The sequence below is a fragment of the Dactylosporangium cerinum genome, assembly GCF_042653625.1.
Classification (GTDB): domain Bacteria; phylum Actinomycetota; class Actinomycetes; order Mycobacteriales; family Micromonosporaceae; genus Dactylosporangium; species Dactylosporangium cerinum.
The window spans coordinates 1-511 of the sequence record NZ_JBHSIU010000138.1 but is presented as its reverse complement, the minus strand read 5'-3'; the positions used below and the strand labels follow the sequence as shown (position 1 = coordinate 511).

Genomic DNA, 511 nt, shown 5'->3' with positions numbered 1-511 from the left:
CCAAACAGCAGTGGGCAGCCGATGAGAGAGCGACCCTGCCGATCACCTCGACCAAGCCTGGCCTGGCTGCGGTCGTACCACCAGTAGATAAGAAGCCGATGAGCGAGTACTCAACTGGAGATGGTCGGGTCTCCGGAGGCCTGCGCGTCCTTCTCCTGAAGCTGCCGATGCGTCACACGGTAATGCTCCTGGGGTGCGTCCGAGACGTACGTCGTATCGGCACCGCTGTAGACGTGCAAGCCGACATCCCCGAACTCGATCCACAAGCCTGCCATGGTCCAGCCGGCAACCAGATCCATCGGCAACTCGCCGGTAAAATCCACGTCGCCGGTGAAGTACGGGTTCTCGGTCACCGCCCATCCGGTCAGCACGCGACCGGCAGCCGCAGCGAACGAGTGCGGGTGCGACGATCGCCACTCGTGCGGCCGGCCGACAAAGGTGAACGCCGTCCCCAGATCGATCGTGTTCCAGCTGACCGACAATCGGTCAGCCACGTCCCAGGCGAGTTCCA

1 protein-coding gene is annotated in these 511 nt (G+C 63.4%); it reads right to left on the bottom strand.

Going from position 1 to position 511, the window contains the following annotated elements:
* Positions 1–110 precede the first annotated feature (110 nt).
* The coding region (locus ACFPIJ_RS64365) for a hypothetical protein (RefSeq protein ID WP_380129442.1) at positions 111–511 on the bottom strand (401 nt) is incomplete at its 5' end.